This is a genomic window from Bacillus sp. EB V-12 (assembly GCF_056158125.1).
Genome location: NZ_JBUXJL010000047.1, coordinates 1 through 1,534, shown reverse-complemented (window position 1 = coordinate 1,534; position 1,534 = coordinate 1). Strand labels below are relative to the sequence as shown.

At 37.3% G+C, this 1,534-nt stretch carries 2 protein-coding genes; both read left to right on the top strand.

The genetic code is table 11. The features are described 5' to 3' along the window. Positions 1–606 (top strand): dicarboxylate/amino acid:cation symporter (locus tag ACZDYH_RS30300; RefSeq protein WP_474888030.1); only part of this gene is annotated, 606 nt, incomplete at its 5' end. 551 nt (positions 607–1,157) lie between these two features. Further along, positions 1,158–1,256: a hypothetical protein gene (locus tag ACZDYH_RS30295; protein ID WP_474888032.1), complete on the top strand. Its 99-nt coding sequence runs from the start codon at positions 1,158–1,160 to the stop codon at positions 1,254–1,256. Positions 1,257–1,534: the final 278 nt, after the last annotated feature.

The window sequence follows — 1,534 nt, the reverse complement described above, 5'->3', positions numbered from 1 at the left end:
GCAGGCGTCGCTGCGATGTTCAAGTATATGATTGTCGTTATGTTAGTACTCATTATTCACGGGGTCTTTGTATATGGCGGCTTATTAAAGGTATTAGCAAAAGAAAGTATTGTTCGTTTCTTTAAACATTTCGGACCAGTAATGGCAATTGGATTTAGTACATCTAGCTCTAATGCATCGCTTCCATTTGCAATGAAAACAGCACAAGATAAGCTTGGCGTTCCAAAAGCTATAAGCTCTTTTGTTCAACCATTAGGTGCTACAATTAATATGGACGGCACTGCCATTATGCAAGGTGTAGCAACAGTTTTTATCGCTCAAGTATACGGCGTTGAACTTACATTAGCACAATTAGCTATGGTCGTATTAACTGCTGTATTAGCAAGTATCGGTACTGCGGGTGTACCAGGTGTTGGACTTGTAATGCTTACAATGGTTTTAAATCAAGTCAATCTACCGGTAGAAGGTATCGCTTTAATTATTGGTATTGACCGCATTCTAGATATGTCTAGAACAGCTGTAAATATTTCCGGTGATGCAATTTGTGCAATGATTGTTGCAAAGTCAGAAGAAAAATATAATACGGAGCAATCTGCAGCATCTTAACCCAAAAAAGGAGTGAAGAAATAATATGTCAATAAATATATGCTAGTCTAATCAAATGGTAACAAGTAAATAAATATTATATTTTGTAGAAAATCAACAAAGTAAAACAAGCACTTGTGCCAGAGTGCTTGTTTTTAGAACCCTATTCTATTCATTTTTGTTATGTTTGTGAGTCATGAACCAAATAATGACTGAAAAGTAAGGTTCGAGATAGTTTATTCCATTGTTAATAAATAGGTGCCTGTACTAAAGTAAAAAGCTAGCTGCTTGGCTCTCGACCAAGAGAGTTAGGGTGGGAAGAATTTAAGGAAGATTTTAAAGCTTTGTTTTTAATATTTGCGGAATATTGAGTTTTTTTAGTAGGAGAATGAGAGAGGGTTGATATTTGTCCGATGTGTAGTAAGGGAACATGTAATCCAAATGATGAAGAAATAGATGTAAATTTTGCGATAAGTGTATGACCGCAGCGAGTGAACTGGAAATGAAGAAATGAAAAGAAATGTACATACTGTGACGATGAGGATGAAGTCAGATATGATGCAGAATGGCAAATTATCATCTCAACCGATTGCGGAATTTCCCAGAAAAGAACTAGACTATTCATTGTCGCACACCTTAGAGGACGAGACACCAGACAAGTATTTAGTTGACCTGAATCGAGTGAAAGCTTGCATAATTGGTATCTACGAAGAAGGGATAAAGTGAAAGAAGAATCTTTATTGAAAGTAAGTTGTAAAATGATGAGAATTGAACTACTCACCACTTAACGTCCTAACGGACTGTTTGAAGTGGGAGATTCCTGCGAACACCGATGTATCCATCGGTTATCTTAGCAGGCTCTACCCGTAGTCCCTACGGTGAGAACAAATGTATCTTGTACGTTGACACACCACACTCCCTACTTTAGCTTGGTTTTCGCAACTTCGGA